Source organism: Tenacibaculum finnmarkense (assembly GCF_900239185.1).
In the GTDB taxonomy this organism is placed as follows: Bacteria; Bacteroidota; Bacteroidia; order Flavobacteriales; family Flavobacteriaceae; genus Polaribacter; species Polaribacter finnmarkensis.
Genome location: NZ_OENA01000053.1, coordinates 186,305 through 205,572, shown reverse-complemented (window position 1 = coordinate 205,572; position 19,268 = coordinate 186,305). Strand labels below are relative to the sequence as shown.

Below are 19,268 nucleotides of genomic sequence, written 5' to 3'. Positions count from 1 at the left end.
ATGAACCATATAAATATGGCAAAATAATTGGCAAACCTTTTTCGAAATACTATATTTGCTCGTTTTAAAAAAGAATTCGTTTAAATTAAAATAGATGCAAAACAAAGGTCTTATTAAATTATTTGCTGTCCTTTTCGGACTAGTAAGCTTGTACCAATTGTCGTTTACATTTTTTGCTAATAAAGTAGAAGATAGCGCTAAGGTATATGCAAAGGAGAACGCTAAGGGTAACAGCGGTAGAGAGTTAGCTAAGTTTGAAAGAAAATATTTAGATAGCGTTGCAAACGATCAGGTTGTAAACTTAGGTATTGGTCAATATAGCTATAACGACATCAAGGAGCGTGAAATGAACCTTGGTTTAGACTTAAAAGGTGGTATTAATGCTATTTTACAAGTATCTGTAAAAGATATTTTAATTGCTTTAGCAAACAATTCTGAAAACACTGTTTTTAGATCAGCGTTAGCAAAAGCGAATGAAGCTCAAAAAGACAGTCAAGAAAACTACTTAGACTTATTTTTAACACAATTCGAAACCTTAAGTAACGGAAGTATTAAATTAAGTGATCCTGCAATTTTTGGTACAAAATCTTTACGTGAAAAGATTGATTTTAATAAAACTAATGCGCAAGTAAAAGAAGTTTTACAACAAGAAATTAATAGTTCTATTAATACTTCTTTTGAAGTATTACGTAGCCGTATTGATAAATTTGGTGTAACTCAACCAAACATTCAACGTATCGGAAACTCTGGAAGAATTCAAATTGAATTACCAGGTGCTAAAGATATTGAGCGTGTTACAAAATTAATTACAAGTACTGCCGAATTACAATTTTGGGAAGTATATACAAATGCTGAAGTTCAAAACTTTTTCTTTAGTGCAAACGCTAAAGTTGCTGAATTATTAAAAGATGATTCAATAACAGCAACCACACAGGTTAAAGATTCTGCAAAAGCAGATGATATTGATGATTTATTAGGTGAATCAACTGATGCAGCTGCAAAAGCAAATACTCAAAAGAACTTATTTACGTATTTATATCCTAATGTAGCTCAAAATCAACAACAAATGAGCTCTTTAGTTGCACAGGCTAAAGTTCAAGATACGGCACAGGTAAATAGCTTACTTGCTCATAAAAGTGTACAAGCTTTATTACCTGCGAATTTAAAATATGTTAAATTTTTATGGGATTATAAAGCACAAAAAAGTGCTGACGGTACTGCTGAAATTATTGGTTTATATGCCATAAAATCAAACAGAAATGACAAAGCGACTATTGATGGTGATGTAATTTCAGATGCTAATCAAGATTTTGATCAGTTAAGCAAGCCAGTTGTATCAATGACAATGAATGCTAGTGGAACTAAAAAATGGGCAAAAATGACTGGCGATAACGTTGGGAAATTCGTTGCCGTTGTTTTAGATAACTACGTATATACAGCGCCTGTGGTAAACGGAGCAATTACAGGAGGAAGTACTCAAATTTCAGGAGGAACGATGACTGTTGAAGAAGCACAAGATATTTCAACAGTATTAAAAGCGGGTAAATTACCTGCTCCTGCTAGAATTATTCAGGCAGAAGTTGTTGGACCGTCATTAGGACAAGAATCTATTAACGCAAGTATTTGGTCATTCGGATTAGCGATTTTATTAATTTTAGGTTGGATGTTTTTATACTACGGTAAAGCGGGTATTTACGCCAACATTGCTTTATTAGTAAACATTTTATTTATCTTCGGATGGTTAGCCTCGTACAATGCGGTATTAACCTTACCTGGAATTGCAGGTATTATTTTAACAATCGGTATGTCGGTTGATGCGAATGTTATTATTTTCGAAAGAATTAAAGAAGCCTTAAGAGGTGGACAAACTTTAGAAACTGCCGTTGATGAAGGATTTAGTTTTAAAGGAGCTTTATCGGCAATTATTGATGCAAATATTACGACATTCTTAACGGGTGTTATTTTATTTATCTTCGGAACAGGACCTATTAAAGGTTTTGCTTATACCTTAATGCTAGGTATTGCAACTTCATTATTTACAGCAATTTTTATCACTCGTTTATTTATTGATAAATCTATTGAAAAAGGAACTGGATTACCTTTTAACACGAGTATTTCTAAAAACTGGTTTCAAAATATCAATATTGAATTTTTAAAGAAACGTAAGTTAGCTTATATTATTTCTGGATTCTTTATTTTAGCTGGATTGGTATCAATCTTTACCTTAGGATTAAAACAAGGTGTTGATTTTAAAGGAGGTCGTTCTTACGTTGTACGTTTTGATCAGCCAATGAATGCAACACAAGTTGCAACGAGCTTAAAAGATGCTTTCAAATCGGCTCCTGAAGTAAAAACTTACGGATCTGATCATCAATTAAAAATAACTACTGCTTTTAAAATTGATGAAGATGGTAGCGAAGTTGATGAAATAGTTCAAAAATCATTATTTACAGGATTAAAAGCGTATTTAGGAACTACTTCTTACGAAGACTTTAAACCAGGATTCGAAAAAGCAGGTAGCGGAATTATGAGCTACATGAAAGTAGAACCAACCATTGCTGATGATATTAAAAAATCAGCATTATGGGCAGTAATCGGTTCATTAATTGTAGTTTTCTTATATATTTTATTACGTTTTAGAAAAATAGCCTTCTCTATCGGTGCAGTTGTTGCTGTATTCCACGATGTATTAGTGGTATTAGGTGTATTTTCTATCTGCTACAAATTCATGCCTTTTGACATGGAAATTGGGCAATCATTTATTGCTGCTATTTTAACAGTAGTTGGATATTCATTAAATGATACCGTAGTAATTTTTGATAGAATTAGAGAATTTACTCAAGAAAAAACAACCATATCGGCAAGTTTAGTAAACAAAGCCTTAAACAGTACGCTAGGTAGAACCATAAATACTTCTTTAACAACATTATTAGTAATGTTAGCCATTTTCTTCTTTGGAGGAGATAGTATTAAAGGATTTATGTTTGCCTTAATTGTAGGAGTTGTTGTAGGTACGTATTCATCATTATTCGTAGCAACACCAATTATGTTCGATGCTTCTAAAAAAGCAGAAGCTGTAACAGAACAAGAAGAAAATCAAGAAATAGCATAACAACAATATCTATTTTACAAAAACCGTTTTGAATTTTATTCAAAACGGTTTTTTCATTTACTATCAAGCAACTATCTTTGCAAAATTATTTGCACTATTATGAAAATTACAAAACTTCACGATTTATACTTTAAAGAATTCATTTCTTCAAATGAAATAACTACGATTGTTAAAAGATTAGCAAAACAAGTAAAGGCTGATTTGCCCAAAAATGAAGTTCCTATTTTTATTGGAATTTTAAATGGGTGCATTGTTTTTGCTGCCGATTTTTTACGTGAATATAAAGGTGATTGTGAAATTAGTTTTGTAAAGTTGGCTTCTTACCAAGGAACAACATCAACCCAAAAAGTAAAAAACCTAATCGGTATTAATGAAGATTTAACCAACCGAACGGTTATTATTTTAGAAGATATTATTGATACAGGAACAACATTACAGGAGATTTATGAAATCTTCAAAACAAAAAATATTAAAGAATTAAAAATAGCAACACTTTTTTTCAAACCTGATGTTTACAGAAAAGAACTGCCTATAAATTATATCGGAAAAAGTATTGAAGATAAATTTATAGTTGGTTACGGCTTAGACTATAAAAATTACGGTAGAAATTTACCCGCTATTTACCAATTAACAACAGCACCAAAAATGAAAAATATCGTATTATTTGGCCCTCCAGGCGCAGGAAAAGGAACACAGGCAGATTTATTAAAAGAAAAATATAATTTAGTACATATTTCTACTGGTGACGTTTTTCGTTTTAATATTAAAAATAAAACTGAATTAGGTTTGCTTGCTAAAACCTATATGGATGATGGAAATTTAGTTCCTGATCAAGTAACTATCAATATGCTAAAAGCAGAAGTTGAAAGAAATGCTGATGCTAACGGGTTTATTTTTGATGGTTTTCCAAGAACACAATCGCAAGCGGAAGCTTTAGATGCTTTTTTAGGTGAAAAAAACGAACGTATTAACGGAATGGTAGCTTTAGAAGTATCTGAAGATTTATTAGTGAATCGTTTATTAGAAAGAGGAAAAACAAGCGGAAGAACTGATGATACTGACGAGAGTAAAATCAGAAATCGTTTTAATGAGTACAATACTAAAACCGCTATTTTAAAAGAATTTTACCAAGATCAAGGTAATTATTATGGTGTAAATGGTGTTGGAAATATTCAAGAAATTACACAACGTTTATCAGAAGTATTTGATACATTATAAAAATTACTATTTTTAAACGAAGAGCAATAATTTTAAAGAAATATAAAAAAACTTCTTTATCTTGCTCAAAACCATAGTAGTTATAACGATTACTGCTGTTTAAATAAAACAGCCAATAACTTAGAAAAAATGACTGAAGGAAATTTTGTTGACTATATAAAAATCTACGCATCTTCTGGTAAAGGAGGTCGAGGATCTGTGCATTTACATCGTGAAAAGTATATTACTAAAGGTGGTCCTGACGGAGGTGACGGTGGTCGTGGAGGGCACATCATTTTACGTGGTGATAAAAGTATGTGGACACTTTTTCATTTAAAATTTAAACGTCATTTTAGAGCTGAACCAGGTGGTGACGGTAGTGCAAGTCGTAGTACAGGGCACGATGCGAAAGACATTATTGTACCTGTTCCATTAGGTACTATTATTCGTGATGCCGATACCGATGAAATTTTATATGAAGTTTCAAAACACGATCAAGACGTGGTATTGTTAGAAGGAGGAAAAGGTGGTTTAGGTAACTGGCACTTTAAATCGTCAACAAACCAAGCACCTCGTTACGCACAGCCAGGTATTGACGGTATAGATGGATGGTTCCGTATTGAACTTAAATTATTAGCTGATGTTGGTTTAGTTGGTTTCCCAAATGCAGGAAAATCTACTTTATTATCAGTAATAACAGCGGCAAAACCGAAAATTGCGGATTATGCTTTTACAACTTTAAAACCCAATTTAGGTATTGTAGAACACCGTAATCACAAGAGTTTTGTGGTAGCAGATATTCCTGGAATTATTGAAGGAGCTGCCGAAGGAAAAGGATTAGGGCATTATTTTTTACGTCATATTGAACGTAATTCTACCTTATTATTTTTAATTCCTGCGGATAGTGATGACATTAAAAAGGAATATGAAATTCTATTAAACGAATTGCGTAAGCACAATCCTGAATTGTTAGACAAAGACCGTTTATTAGCTATTTCGAAAGCAGATATGCTAGATGACGAACTAAAAGAAGAAATTAAAAAAGATTTACCAGAAGGTATTGATGCTTTATTTATTTCGTCTGTAGCCCAATTAGGTTTACAAGAATTGAAAGATAAATTATGGGATATGTTGAATTAATTTTCAACCTTAATTTATTTCAACTAATTTCATATAAAAACCCTGAACAATTACTGTTCAGGGTTTTTAGTTTTTTATCAAACCGAATCCGTCATGCTGAGTTTAGTTCAGCATCGCATCCTGATTTGCCGTATTTTTTAACTTTTTTTGATGATTATTTGTCAATTCGAATAATTTTAATGACTAAAAGGAATTAAAACTGTATCGATAATTTGAATTCTTTTATCTTCATTTATTTTGATGATAAATACGTTCTCGATACTATTTTTTTGAAGGAAAAAAATCACTCGAACTGACAGTTTATCTAATTTTACAAAACCCTTTTAGCTTTTACAAAGGTTTTTCGCCAGTAATTATCTTGCAAAGAACTAATCATTACGCCACTTGAAGTGCTTGCATGAATAAAACGAATATTTCTATTTTTAACAGAAGTAACCAAACCAACATGATTTACACGCCCACTTCTTCTTGCAGTTTTAAAAAATAATAAATCGCCACGTTTTACTTTTTTAAGTGAAACCTGATACCCTTTGGCATACATTTGACCCGACGACCTTGGTATTTGTACTTTCCGATGTTTAAAAGATGTATAAATTAAACCAGAACAATCCATACCTCTTTTAGAAGTTCCGCCATATTTATAGGGAGCGCCTTTGTAACTTACCGCTGTCCAAATAATTTTATCGGCAAGACTTGCTGTTTTTGTTGATTTTACAGCAACTTTTTTAGTCGATTTTTTGGGGGTATTTTTAGGATATTTTTTGGTTGATTTTACCAATCGAACCGATCTATGTATCGATTTTGACGCTTTATGATATTTGCTTATATTTTTTGATGATCCACAAGAAATCATTAAAAAAGAAGCTATTAAAACATATATTATTTTTTTAATCATAAAGCTATGTATTCTTTTTTATCACTAGTTATTACTTTTTTAATCCGTTTACAATTAATTTTGCTGTTTTTGCAGATGCTCCTTTTCCTCCTAGCATTTCTTCTAAATCAAAATAAGCTAAAAACAGTTCTTTTCGGTCTTCAGGTTGTAAAATACGTTGTAATTCTTTGGATAAATTTTCTTTGGTAAAATCGTCTTGAATTAGTTCTTTAACCACTTCTTTATCCATAATTAAATTAACCAACGAAATATATTTTAAGGTAATAATTCGCTTTGCAATTTGATATGAAATGTTACTTCCTTTATAACAAACCACCTGAGGAACTTTAAACAAAGCAGTTTCTAGCGTTGCCGTACCCGAGCCCACCAAAGCCGTGTTTGAAATACTTAATAAGTCGTAGGTTTTATTGTTGATAAACTTCACATTTTTACTACCAATAATCGTTTTATAAAATTCATACGGCTGACTAGGAGCACCACCAACCACAAATTGATACTCAGAAAAATCATCGACTAAAGATAACATAACCGATAACATTTTTGTAATTTCTTGCTTTCTACTCCCTGGCAATAAAGCAATAATATCTTTATCTCCTAAATTATGCGTGGTTCTAAAAAGCGCTTCATCGATTTGTTTTCTACCTTCAATACCATCAATTAACGGATGCCCAACAAAAGTTACCTCGTAATCATATTTTTGATAAAATTCTTTTTCAAACGGAAGAATTACAAACATCGCATCAACATCACGTTTAATATCGGCTACCCTACCCGCTCTACTTGCCCAAACTTGTGGCGAAATATAATAATTTGTTTTAAAATCTTGTTGTTTAGCCCATTTAGCAATACGTAAGTTAAAACCTGAATTGTCTATAAAAAGAAGTACATCGGGCTTAAAATCAGCGATATCTTTTTTACAAAAAGACATCATACCTAGTATTTTAGGTAAATTTAACAACACCTCAACAAAGCCCATAAAAGCACGCTCTTTGTAATGTTTTACAAGTGTCCCGCCTACTTCTTGCATTAAATCACCACCCCAAAAACGAATATCTGCTTTTGGATCTTCTTTTAATAAAGATTTCATCAAATTAGCGCCGTGTAAATCACCCGAAGCCTCGCCTACAAGAATGTAATATTTCATATATTATACAAATTTTAAAATAAGTGTCGCTACTGCTATTGCAACAGTTGTTATTAAAACACCTCTAGCTCTATAATCTTGTTTCTTTTTTAAAAACACCCAAAAAACGAATAAATTAGGAAGTGCCGCCAACGCCAATACAGCGCCTAAAACACCCCCTTGTTTTACTTTTTTTAAAGTTTCGATAATTGTAGCATCCGAAATAAATTCTAAATACACAAAAAGACCACAAGCCGTAGCTAGTAAACCAGTTAAAACACCGATTAATACTTCTTTATTTATATGTCCCATGAGTTTAATTTTTGAATTGCATGATGTGCTGTCATATCAAATTGCACAGGAACCACTGAAATAAAATTATTTTCTAGCGCCCAAATATCAGTATCTTGTCCTTTGTCTCTATTTACAAATTCACCCGATAACCAATAATATTCTTTACCATTTGGATTTTTACGTTTGTCAAAACTCTCTTTCCAATAGCCATTTGCCTGACGACAAACACGAATCCCTTTAATTTCTTCTTCTTTTAATTTTGGAATATTTACGTTTAAAACAACCCCATCAGGCAAGCCGTTTAACAATACATTTAACACTATTTTTTCTATGAATTTTTTAGCAGCTCTAAAATCGGCATGCCAGTCAAAATCTAATAACGAAAAACCAATTGCAGGAATTCCTTCAATACCAGCTTCAACAGCAGCACTCATAGTTCCTGAATAAATAACATTTATAGATGAATTTGCACCGTGGTTAATTCCTGAAACACATAAATCGGGCGTGCGATTTAAAATTTCATTTTTAGCCATTTTAACACAATCGGCAGGCGTACCAGAACAACTGTATTCTATTTGCGGACCTTGGTCAATTGTAATAGGATTACAATGCAATACATTGTTTACTGTAATGGCATGCCCCATACCACTTTGTGGGCTATCGGGTGCTACTACAACTACATCGCCTATTTTATTCATTATTTCAATAAGCATACGAATACCTGGTGCGGTAATTCCGTCATCATTGGTCACCAAAATTAAGGGTCTTTCTTGCATAGTGTGTTAGTTTTACAACAAATGTAACATAAAAAAAGCACTCTTATTTTAACATTTTATAAAGATAAAAACCTGTATTTTATACGTAAAATTGTAAGAATCAAAGCCCAACAAAATGCTACAATTAATTATATATGTATCTATTTATATTCTTAACACGTTTTTTTGATCATAATTCCTTTAAATAAAGGAAAGAAGTTGTTATAAAAAACATCAAAATTAATAAATTGGCATTATTTTAGTAGATTAGCAATGCTAAGTACATCATTAAAAATATAGAAGAGATATGAAGAAGAAATTTATCATTCCATTTTTAGCCGTTATTGTATTTTTTTCAAACACCATTTATTCAAATACAACTTCAGATAAAAACCCCAACAAAGACCCTGAAAAAGATCGGGTAATTGTATATGTTTTAAAAAATATTTTAAGTCGATATCATTATGTTCAAAAAGAATTAAATGATGAATTTTCCGAACATGTTTACACCTCTTTTATAGACGGTTTAGACCCTAATAAACGGTATTTTACTCAAGAAGATTTAACCGAATTTTCGCAATTTAAGTATCAGATAGACGATCAATTAAAAAACACAGAAATTCATTTTTACAAATTGGTTTACAATCGGTTTTTAGAAAAATTAACTGCCGCAAAAAATAATTACCGTGCTTTATTATCCCAACCTTTTAATTACAAAAAAAATGAAGTAATTAATGTTGATTACGAAAAAATTCCGTTTGCTAAAAATGAAAGCGAATTGGTTGATTATTGGAGAAAACAGCTTAAATTATCAATATTAAGCAGAATTGAAGATGCCGATGACACACAAAATAAAAAAGCTAAAAAAGATAAAAAATTAAAGCTTAAAAAATTCTATCAGCTAGAAATTGAGGCTCGAAAAGAAGTTTTAAAAAACATGAACGAATTATATGAGCGTATTGATGAGCTTGAAAATTCTGATTGGTATTCTACCTTTTTAAACAGTGTGGTTAGCGGTTTTGACCCTCATACTACGTATATGTCGCCAAGAATAAAATCTCGTTTTGACCAAGAAATGTCGGGTAAACTAGAAGGAATTGGCGCTCGTTTACAAAAAAAAGGAATGTACACACATATTGTAGAGCTAATTTCAGGCGGTCCGGCATGGAAACAAGGCGAATTAGAACCTGAAGATATTATTTTAAAAGTAGCCCAAGGCGATGCTGAACCTTTAGATATTGTAGGAATGCGCTTAGACGATGCCATTAAATTTATCAAAGGAAAAAAAGGAACAGAAGTTCGTTTAACGGTTAAGAAAAAAATTGACGGATCAACCCAAATTATTCCAATTATTAGAGATGTTGTTGAATTAGATGAGACCTTTGTAAAATCGAGCATTGTTGAAAAAAATGGTCAAAAATATGGCGTTATCGACCTGCCACGATTTTATATCGATTTCAATGATTTAAGCCGTAGGGATGCCGCTAAAGATATGGAGCAAGAAATTGAGCGTTTAAAGAGTGAAAACGTAAAAGGAATTATTGTTGATTTGCGTGACAACGGCGGAGGATCGTTAAAAACAGCCATCGAAATTGGCGGATTATTTATTAAAAAAGGTCCTATTGTACAAGTAAAATACCGTGGAGAAGATCCTTTAATTAAAAACGATACCGATTCAAAAATACAGTGGAACGGTCCTTTGGTGGTTATGGTGAATGAGTTTTCGGCTTCGGCTTCTGAAATTTTTGCCGCAGCAATGCAAGACTATAAACGTGGTGTTATTATTGGCGGAAAACAAACTTACGGAAAAGGAACTGTTCAAAATGTGATGCCAATTAATCGTTTTTATGAAAAATACCCAAGCGATTTAGGTGCCTTAAAAATGACCATTCAAAAATTTTATAGAATTAACGGTGGTTCTACTCAAATTGAAGGTGTTTATTCTGATATTTCATTGCCTACCAGATATAGTTATATGAAATTCGGCGAACGTGATTTAGACGGTGCCTTGCCCTGGGATAAAGTGTTACAAGCCGATTATAACCCGACAAATTCGTATAGTAATTTTAACGATGCTGTTTATAATAGCAAGCAACGTGTATTAGAAAATGAGCGTTTTAATAAAATTAATAAATACGCAAAATGGCTAAAGAAAAACCAGGAAGAAAGAATTTATTCATTAAAATATAGTACTTTTAAGAAGGAAAGTACTAAAAAAATTAAAGAAGGTGAACTTTTTAAAGACATCTTTAAATTCGATTCTAACTTAACTTTTAATTCGCCTAAATACGAAATAAATCTTTTTACAAAAGACACTGTTTTAAAAGAAAAACGTGTGGTTTGGCATAAAAATTTAAAGAAAGATATTTATTTAAACGAAGCATTAAATGTTTTGAGTGAATTAAAAATGAATCAAAATTACACGCTTGTAAAACAATAATTAGATAAAAAAGAGACTGCTAAAAAGTAGTCTCTTTTTTAATATTTTAAATTCTTATTTTTTTTGAAGCAACTTCCCGCTTTACGCACTCGCTTTTTTTATTTTTTAAAAATAAAAATAAAAAAGAGCTCAAACAATTGCTTCAATCGGGGCTAGGCATTTTTACTCACTTAACACTTCTAGTTTAACCACCAAACCTTCGTTAGAACGTACATTAAAAACAGTATCGTCTTCAAAAATTAAATACTGCCCTTTTACTCCAACTAAAACTCCCGTATAAGTTTCTGATTTTACAATATTTAAACTCTTTGGTTTTAAAGGGTATTTATCAACAGGAAAATTAATTGCCGTTTCTTTATTATTTTCAATAATATATTGCTGTGCTTGTTCAGGAATAAATTCTTTTAATTTCTCTTTCCAAGATAGCAAACTTTCATCTTCAATATCGTTTTTTAGCATTTTTCGCCAATTGGTTTTATCGGCAACATGTGCTTTTAAAGCAACCTCTGTAATTCCTGCTAAATACCTGTTTGGCACTTCAACGATTTCAATAGCTTCGTGTGCGCCTTGATCTATCCAACGAGTTGGCACTTGTGTTTTTCTTGTAACCCCCACTTTTACATTGCTAGAATTGGCTAAATACACAATATGTGGTTTTAATTGTACACTTTTTTCATAAGCTAAATCTCTATCTTGAATATCTAAATGAGCTTTACTTAATTCAGGGCGCATAATCCAATCGCCAGCATTTGGCGTTTCAAAAAAACACTTTTTACAAAACCCTTGACGATATATTTCTTTTTCTAAATGACAACTTAAACATTCATACCCTGCAAAACTTAGCGTTATTTTGTTCTGTAACAACTGATTCATATTTATAAAATCAGTTTTCATATCTAAATAATACTGAACTGTATCTAAATTTTCAGTGCGCATTTTTTTTAAAACTCCTTGGTATTCCATGTCTTAAATTTTATTACTTTTAACCTTACAAAATTACAGTAAAAAAACTGAATTAAATCGAATTAAGTTGTAACCTATGTCGTTTCCATTTATAAATTCAATCATTTCTTGGTTTTTAAAAAAGCGTAAACACCAAGTAGAATTATTTTTAAAATATCCTATTGATGTTCAAAATGAATTGCTTCTAAAATTAATAAATACAGCTAAAAACACCGAATTTGGAGCTTCACATAATTTTTTATCCATAGAAAACTATACTGATTTTTCAAAAAATGTGCCGATACAAAAATATGAAAGCATCGAACCGCTTATTGAACGCTGCCGAAAAGGAGAACAAAACCTATTTTGGCCTACGCCTATTCGTTGGTTTGCAAAAAGTAGTGGAACAACCAATGCGAAAAGTAAATTTATTCCTGTTAGCAATCAGGCAATTGAAGATTGTCATTTAAAGGCAGGGAAAGACATGTTGTGTTTGTATGTTTCGAACAACGAAAATTCGAAAATGTTTAAAGGAAAAGGCTTAAAATTAGGCGGTAGCACGGCTATTTACGAAAACAACAATTCATCTTTTGGTGATTTATCGGCAATTTTAACTAAAAACCTACCTTTTTGGGCCGATTTTAGCTCCGCTCCTAGCCACGAAGTTTCTTTAATGGCGGAATGGGAAACCAAAATGGAGGCTATTATTAATGAAACTATTGATGAAAATATTACTAGCTTAGTAGGCGTTCCTAGTTGGATGTTAGTGCTTTTAAATAGGGTTTTAGAAAAAACAGGAAAAGATAATATATTGGAGGTTTGGCCTAATTTAGAGGTTTATTTTCATGGTGGCGTAAATTTTAGCCCTTACCGTGAGCAGTATCAAAAATTAATTCCTAAAAAAGAGTTTAAATATTACGAAACCTATAATGCTTCGGAAGGTTTTTTTGCCATTCAGGATGTAAATAATTCAGATGAATTACTGCTAATGCTAGACTATGGTATTTTTTATGAATTTATTCCAATGACACAATATGACGGCGAAAATTCTACTGCAATTCCGTTATCGGAAGTAAAAACAGGTGTTAATTATGCTATAATAATTACCACAAACAGCGGTTTATGGCGTTATTTAATTGGCGATACTGTTCGTTTTACCAACACAAATCCGTATCGTATAAAAATTACAGGGCGCACCAAACATCATATTAATGTTTTTGGCGAAGAGTTAATTATTGAAAATGCCGAAGATGCCTTAAAAATTGCCTGCAAAAAAACAAAAGCAAGTATTAAAGAATATACAGTTGGTCCTATTTTTATGGTTGATAAAAAAAGTGGCGGGCATCAATGGATTATCGAGTTTGATAATTTACCTGAAAATATGGCGTATTTTACCGAATTATTAGACGATAATTTAAAGAAGATAAATTCTGATTATGAGGCTAAACGCTATAATAATATGACTTTAGCAATGCCAATAATACACATAGCACGTACAAATTTATTTTACGATTGGTTTACTAAAAAAGGAAAGTTAGGTGGGCAACATAAAGTGCCTCGTTTGTCTAATTCTCGTAATTTTGTAGAAGAATTACTCGAATTATAAAAGCCGAAGTAGTACTTCGGCTTTTAAGTATTTTATTTATTCAACATTAAAACTAATTGGCAAAACATAACCTGTTTCTACTACTTTTCCGGCTATTTCTCCTGGTATTATTTTAGGTAATTTTTGTAGTACTGCTATAACTGCTTCTTCTATTTTTTTATGTGGCGTACGTGCTTTAATATCAATAATAGCACCTTTTTTATCAATTTTAAACTGAACATAAGCTCTCTTTTTTCCTGCGGATAAACCTAATGAATTTACTAATTTAGTATCAAAATTTTCTTTCACAAAATGTAATAAACTGTTATTAAAACATTCTTTATCATTTTCTTGACAACCTGGAAATGTTGGTGTTTTATCTAAATCTGAAAAAGTAATATTATTATTATCTACTAATTTTTTTAACCTTTTAGATTCAGATTCAAAAAAAATCATTTTTCTATTATTAGCAGTTTCAAAAATTCTCATTTTAATTGGTAAAGAAATATCTTCTAAACTATTTAATAAATCTTGATATTCCTCTTTTTCTTCAGATGTTAATTCTGATACTAAAACTTCTTTGGTATTAGGCATACCATTTCCTGAATAAATATCAAGATATTTACTCTGATAACCACTAGAAGGTACGGCTGTTATTTTACCATTTATAGTTTCATAAACCGTTATAGGTTGTTTTACTGATGGTTTAATTTCATTTTTTTCAACATTACAAGAAGTATATAAAACCATGCTTACTAACATCGGAATTAGCACCAAATACTTCAATTGTTTTACTTCTTTTGATTTTCCTTTTGTCATCATAATAACTCGTTTTTTAATTAATGAATGTTTATAAAATTGATTGATAAATGAAATATTATCTATCTGAAATACATCTGACAATAAATTATTTATATAATTTTCTTTTAAGGTGTTTTTACTTAATTCATCATCAGAAAGATATTCATGTACTAAGGTTATTCGGTTTTGATACACGTAAATCATCGGATTAAACCACATCACTATTCTAAGAATTTCAAAGAATAATAAGTCAAATGTGTGTTTTTGTGTGCTGTGCACCAACTCGTGTTGAATTATTTTTTCTTGTTTTTCTTCAGAAATTCCAACAGCTAAAAAAATATAATTAAAAAATGAAAAAGCTTTTGAATTTTCAGGAAGTAAAACTAATTTGTAGCTTCGTTTGTTTTCGCTTCCATATTTGAAAATTAAATAAATTATTTGATGCAGCTTTATAATGAATATTATAAAAAATAATAAACAGCCACTAATAAAAAATACTTCTACATAATTTATAGATTGATAAAATGCTGATTTTTCGAATACACTTTGAGGTGATAAAACTACTTCTGGCAATAAAATACGATACTCTTTTGTTACTGCTTTTTGTAAGCTTGGTATTTTTAAAAATGGCAATAAAAATGAAATAACCGAAGTACTTAACAAATACCACCTGTTTTTAGCGAAAAATGTTTCTTTACTTAAAAACAAATCATAAACAGTCACAAATAATACTTGAAATAAAATTACCTGAATACTATAATTTATCATGGCTTTTTGTTTTTATCGACTTCTTTTAAAATGCTTTCTAATTCTTTAATATCCATTTTATTTTCTTTCATAAAAAAAGACACCATACTTTTAAAAGAACCTTCAAAATAACTGTTCATTAGTTTATGTAAACTATCATTACTATACGCCGTTTTTTCTACCAACGGATAATAGACATAACCTCTACCCTTTTGCTGATGTCCTACAAATTTTTTGGTTTCTAAAATTCTAATGATGGTTGATACCGTATTATAAGCAGGTTTTGGTGCTGGTAATTCCGTTATAACTTCTTTTACCGACGCTATTTTTAAATTCCATAATACCTGCATTATTTGCTCTTCGGCTTTTGTTAATTGTTTGCTCATTTTTTTTGGATAGTCTATTTGTTTGTTACAAATATAACTAAATAACTAGTTACAACTAATTATTTAGTTGAAAAGTATTTTTTTAGATATAAACGTCATGCTGAATTTATTTCAGCATCGCATAAAACTAAGAACTACGGAAAATTAGGATGTGAAACTGAAATAAATTCAGTTTGACGGACTCGATTTTTTAGAGGTAAAAGATTTTTTAATGAAATTTTGTTTAAAATAATAAATCGAGTAAATATGCCTAGCCCCGATTGAAGCAATTGTTTGAGCTCCTTTTTTTGATTTTTCTTCAAAAAAAGAGCGAGTGCGGAAAGCGGGAAATTGCTTCAAAAATTAAAATTTAGCACAAAAAAAAAGCGACCCATCTCAGGGAAGCTTTCCATTGGTTAACAAAACCATGACACTATTTAAAGTGCCTAACAACACAACTAAATTGCTGACCTTTAAAAAAAAATCAGCCTGCAAATATACACTTTTTTACACATTTACCAAACTTTTTTCGTTTTTTAACAAAAAAGGTGATTTTGTTAATCATTGTGTACTATTTCAATTGATTGTATCTTTGCTCCTTCATTAAAAATAAAAAAACAAGCCATGCAATTATCAGAACAAGAAGTTGTACGTAGAGAAAAATTAGGGAAATTACGTGAATTAGGTATCAACCCATATCCTGCTGATTTATTCCCATTAGATTCAAATTCTAAAGAAATAAAAGAAAACTTTGCGCAAGATAAACAGGTAGTTATTGCTGGGCGATTAATGGCTATCAATATACAAGGAAAAGCTTCTTTTGCTCAATTACAAGATAGTGAAGGTAGAATTCAACTTTATTTTAATAGAGATGAAATTTGTACTGGAGAAGATAAAACTTTATATAATGATGTTTTTAAAAAATTATTAGATTTAGGTGATTTTATCGGTGTTGAAGGTGAGTTATTTACCACGAAAGTTGGTGAGAAAACAGTAAAAGTAAAATCTTTTAAATTATTGAGCAAATCTTTAAAACCTTTGCCAATGCCAAAGGTAAAAGATGGTGTTACTTATGATGCTTTTACAGATCCTGAGATGCGTTACCGTCAGCGTTATGCTGATTTAGTGGTAAATCCGCATGTAAAAGAAGTGTTTGTAAAGCGTACAAAGTTATTTACTGCAATGCGTAACTTTTTTAACGATTCTGGTTATTTTGAAGTTGAAACGCCAATTTTACAGCCTATTGCTGGTGGTGCTTCTGCAAGACCTTTTATGACACATCACAATGCTTTAGATGTGCCTTTATATATGCGTATTGCGAACGAATTATACTTAAAACGTTTAATTGTTGGTGGTTTTGATGGTGTTTATGAGTTTTCTAAAAACTTCAGAAATGAAGGGATGGACAGAACGCATAATCCTGAATTTACTGCTATGGAAATTTATGTAGCTTATAAAGATTACAACTGGATGATGGACTTTACTGAAAAGTTATTAGAACATTGTGCAATTGCGGTAAACGGAACGAGTGAAGCAACTTTTGGAGAGCATAAGATTGATTTTAAAGCGCCATACGCAAGAGTTACTATGGCTGATTCTATCAAACATTTTACTGGTTTTGATATTAACGGAAAATCGGAAACGGAGCTTTTTGAGGCTGCTAAAGAAATGGGTATCGAAGTGGATGCAACCATGGGGAAAGGAAAATTAATTGATGAAATGTTCGGTGAAAAATGTGAAGGAAATTACATTCAGCCTACTTTTATTACTGATTATCCGAAGGAAATGTCTCCTTTATGTAAAGAACACAGAGATAATCCTGAATTAACAGAGCGTTTTGAATTAATGGTTTGTGGTAAGGAAATTGCCAACGCTTATTCTGAATTAAACGACCCGATTGACCAACGTGAACGTTTTGAAGCGCAGTTAAAATTAGCCGAACGTGGTGATGATGAAGCTTCGGAATTTATCGATAATGACTTTTTACGTGCTTTAGAATACGGAATGCCTCCTACTTCTGGTTTAGGAATCGGAATGGACAGGTTAATTATGTATTTAACGAATAATGCGTCTATTCAAGAAGTGTTATTTTTTCCTCAAATGAGACCTGAGAAAAAAGCACCTTCTGTTGAATTAAGTGACGATGAAAAAGCGGTTTTAGCGATTATTGAAAAATCTGAAAGAATAGATTTGAATAATTTAAAGATACAATCGAGTTTATCTAACAAAAAATGGGATAAAACAATTAAAGGTTTAACTAAAAATAAATTAGCGAAAGTTGAAAAAACTGAAGAAGGTTTATTTGTTGAATTAGTGTAATTTTTTCTTACATATACTATAAAAAAGCAATCTCATTTGAGGTTGCTTTTTTTGTTTGATAATCTATCAAAGCTTGTTTAAAAATTAAAGAAATTGTTAGTTCGAGTGATTTTTTCCTTCAAAAAATGGTATCGAGAACTTGTTTAAAAATAAAGTACCTAAATTATTTAGTTAAACTTAGACCTCACAGGTTTTAAAAACCTGTGAGGTCTGTTGCTACTCGAAGACTATTTTAATTTTATTGTGAAAATTTCGGCTATCTTTATTCAAAACTGAATTTATTTTATCAAAAAGCTAAAAACTACGGAAAATAAAGATGCGAAGCTGAACTAAATTCAGCTTGACGGATTCGGTTTTCTGCTATAAAAAGCAATCTTAAAAAGGGTTGTTTTTTTTGTTTGATTCTTATTTTATTTTATCCTAACTTGGCTAAACAGAATGTAAGTAACTGATAATGACTTGCGTTTATCTATTATTGCTAATAAATGGAACTAAATAAAAACTATGGAACTACACAATCAACTAAAAGAACTCGCTGAAAAAGTTTTACTATTAAAAGATAAAATTGAAACAGAAGAAAGCACAAAACATGCTTTCACTTTGCCTTTCATAAATATTTTAGGCTATGACGCTTTTAATCCCCTGGAAGTTGTTCCTGAATTTACAGCAGATTTAGGGCTTAAAAAAGGTGAAAAAGTAGATTATGCTATTTTTCAAAATGGAGAACCTATTTTAATTGTAGAATGTAAAAATTGGAAACAAGATTTAAACGTTCACAACTCTCAATTGTTTAGATATTTTCATGTAACAAAAACACGGTTTGCGCTTCTTACAAACGGAATTATTTACCGATTTTATACCGATTTAGATGCTTCTAATAAAATGGATGAAAAACCATTTTTAGAATTTGACATCACCAATATAAAAGAAAGTACCTCGAAAGAAATTGAAAAATTTCACAAATCAAAATTTGATGTTTCAAAAATTGTTAGCAATGCTAGTAATTTAAAATATACTAGAGAAATAAAAAATTTAATTGATATTGAGTTAAAAGCTCCTTCAAATGAATTTGTTAAATTATTTGCTAACAAAGCCTACAGCGGTAGGTTACACGCAAGTATTATGGAAGAATTTAAAGAAATAGTTGGTAAAGCTTTTACACAAATAATTAGCGAAAAAGTAAACGACCGTTTAAATTCAGCTTTAACCAAAGAGGTTGAAAAACAAAAAATTGAGGAAGAGGAAATCGAAGAAGAGCCTAAAAGCAAAATTGAAACTACCGAAGAAGAAATGGAGGCTTATCGAATAGTGGTTGCTATTCTTCGCCGAAAACTAAAAACAAGTAGAATTGTATTTAGAGATACCCAATCTTATTTTGGTATTTTGTTAGATGATAATAATAGAAAACCGATTTGCAGACTCCATCTTAACGGAATAAATAAATATATTAGTGTTTTTAATGAAGATAAAAAAGGAACAAAAATACCTATCGAAACTATTGATGCTATTTATGACTTTGAAAAACAATTATTAAAAACCGTAGAAAATTATGA

Annotated in this window: 15 protein-coding genes (1 of these 15 cut by a window edge); 8 read left to right on the top strand and 7 right to left on the bottom strand. The window is 30.9% G+C overall.

Annotated elements, in window-relative coordinates; genetic code table 11:
- The first annotated feature begins 94 nt into the window (after positions 1-94).
- From secDF to AQ1689_RS06755, 4 genes are all read left to right on the top strand, one after another.
- Positions 95-3,112 (top strand): protein translocase subunit SecDF, encoded by a 3,018-nt coding sequence (secDF, locus tag AQ1689_RS06770; protein ID WP_101955591.1) that lies wholly within the window; start codon positions 95-97, stop codon positions 3,110-3,112.
- A 99-nt stretch (positions 3,113-3,211) separates the two neighbouring features.
- Positions 3,212-4,330 carry an adenylate kinase gene (locus AQ1689_RS06765; protein WP_101914738.1) on the top strand — a complete coding sequence of 373 codons (1,119 nt, stop codon included), beginning with the start codon at positions 3,212-3,214 and terminating at the stop codon, positions 4,328-4,330.
- Positions 4,331-4,459: 129 nt separating this feature from the next.
- A complete protein-coding gene (gene obgE, locus AQ1689_RS06760) occupies positions 4,460-5,449 on the top strand; it encodes a GTPase ObgE (RefSeq protein WP_101914737.1) in 990 nt (329 codons plus the stop codon).
- Positions 5,431-5,646, top strand: coding sequence for a hypothetical protein (locus AQ1689_RS06755; RefSeq protein WP_101955590.1), 216 nt, complete (start codon positions 5,431-5,433; stop codon positions 5,644-5,646). The genes obgE and AQ1689_RS06755 overlap by 19 nt, the downstream gene beginning before the upstream one ends.
- A gap of 113 nt (positions 5,647-5,759) precedes the next feature.
- Here AQ1689_RS06755 and AQ1689_RS06750 read toward each other — a convergent pair whose 3' ends face one another.
- Genes AQ1689_RS06750 through surE form a run of 4 tightly spaced genes read right to left on the bottom strand, consistent with a single transcriptional unit; the run spans position 5,760 to position 8,537 of the window.
- The gene (locus tag AQ1689_RS06750; protein ID WP_101955589.1) at positions 5,760-6,344 is read right to left on the bottom strand and encodes a C40 family peptidase; all 585 of its coding nucleotides are present in this window, start codon (positions 6,342-6,344) and stop codon (positions 5,760-5,762) included.
- A gap of 31 nt (positions 6,345-6,375) precedes the next feature.
- Positions 6,376-7,488, bottom strand: coding sequence for a lipid-A-disaccharide synthase (gene lpxB / locus AQ1689_RS06745; RefSeq protein ID WP_101955588.1), 1,113 nt, complete (start codon positions 7,486-7,488; stop codon positions 6,376-6,378).
- A 3-nt stretch (positions 7,489-7,491) separates the two neighbouring features.
- Positions 7,492-7,779 (bottom strand): hypothetical protein, encoded by a 288-nt coding sequence (locus tag AQ1689_RS06740; RefSeq protein ID WP_058885819.1) that lies wholly within the window; start codon positions 7,777-7,779, stop codon positions 7,492-7,494.
- Positions 7,767-8,537, bottom strand: a complete 771-nt coding sequence (gene surE / locus AQ1689_RS06735; protein ID WP_101955587.1) for a 5'/3'-nucleotidase SurE — start codon at positions 8,535-8,537, stop codon at positions 7,767-7,769. Before surE ends, AQ1689_RS06740 begins: the two co-directional genes overlap by 13 nt.
- 286 nt (positions 8,538-8,823) lie before the next feature.
- On the opposite strand from surE, the gene AQ1689_RS06730 reads away from it, so the two are divergent.
- Positions 8,824-10,956 (top strand): carboxy terminal-processing peptidase, encoded by a 2,133-nt coding sequence (locus AQ1689_RS06730; protein WP_101955586.1) that lies wholly within the window; start codon positions 8,824-8,826, stop codon positions 10,954-10,956.
- 162 nt (positions 10,957-11,118) lie between these two features.
- On the opposite strand, the gene AQ1689_RS06725 is transcribed toward AQ1689_RS06730, so the two are convergent.
- Positions 11,119-11,919, bottom strand: coding sequence for a DUF2797 domain-containing protein (locus AQ1689_RS06725; protein WP_058885822.1), 801 nt, complete (start codon positions 11,917-11,919; stop codon positions 11,119-11,121).
- Between the two features lie 76 nt (positions 11,920-11,995).
- On the opposite strand from AQ1689_RS06725, the gene AQ1689_RS06720 reads away from it, so the two are divergent.
- Entirely contained in the window at positions 11,996-13,504 is a 1,509-nt protein-coding gene (locus AQ1689_RS06720) for a GH3 auxin-responsive promoter family protein (protein ID WP_101955585.1), read from the top strand.
- 36 nt (positions 13,505-13,540) lie between these two features.
- On the opposite strand, the gene AQ1689_RS06715 is transcribed toward AQ1689_RS06720, so the two are convergent.
- Both AQ1689_RS06715 and AQ1689_RS06710 read right to left on the bottom strand, forming a co-directional pair.
- Entirely contained in the window at positions 13,541-15,052 is a 1,512-nt protein-coding gene (locus tag AQ1689_RS06715) for a M56 family metallopeptidase (RefSeq protein ID WP_101955584.1), read from the bottom strand.
- Positions 15,049-15,417, bottom strand: a complete 369-nt coding sequence (locus tag AQ1689_RS06710) for a BlaI/MecI/CopY family transcriptional regulator (protein ID WP_101955583.1) — start codon at positions 15,415-15,417, stop codon at positions 15,049-15,051. Before AQ1689_RS06710 ends, AQ1689_RS06715 begins: the two co-directional genes overlap by 4 nt.
- 603 nt (positions 15,418-16,020) lie before the next feature.
- Between AQ1689_RS06710 and lysS the strand changes: the two genes are divergently transcribed.
- The gene (lysS, locus tag AQ1689_RS06705) at positions 16,021-17,715 is read left to right on the top strand and encodes a lysine--tRNA ligase (RefSeq protein ID WP_058886308.1); all 1,695 of its coding nucleotides are present in this window, start codon (positions 16,021-16,023) and stop codon (positions 17,713-17,715) included.
- A 504-nt stretch (positions 17,716-18,219) separates the two neighbouring features.
- On the top strand, positions 18,220-19,268 hold the 5' portion of the coding sequence (locus AQ1689_RS06700; protein ID WP_101955582.1) for a type I restriction endonuclease. 85 nt of this gene lie beyond the right edge of the window; the window shows 1,049 of its 1,134 coding nt (coding positions 1-1,049); it begins with the start codon at positions 18,220-18,222; the stop codon falls past the right edge of the window.